Consider the following 296-nt stretch of genomic DNA (forward strand, 5'->3'; position numbering starts at 1 on the left):
GCTCGGCTACTTCGCCGAGAGTCAGGGGATGGCCCACGTGATGACGCTCCAGCAGAAGGCGCATATGCAGCAGCTGCCCTCCGGCGGCACCTACGGGTATGTGCCGCAGGTGGACTACTTCTGGGGGCTGCCCAATGCGATCCGTACCGGCGGAATATCGATGGACCTGGATGCGCTGAACATTACCGCGCAGACGGACGATGGGACGAACAAGTTCAATCTGGTGTTCCAGTTGGGGGCGCTCAGTTCGGCGCTGGAGCATGCGATTCCGGAGCAGATGTTTGTGACCGCGGACC

1 pseudogene is annotated in these 296 nt (G+C 61.8%); it reads left to right on the forward strand.

Features of this window, described 5'->3' with window-relative positions:
• Window positions 1–296 (forward strand): annotated as a pseudogene (locus tag ACYQ2W_RS26780) (transglutaminase domain-containing protein); the annotation flags it as partial.

This window comes from Endothiovibrio diazotrophicus (assembly GCF_054657215.1).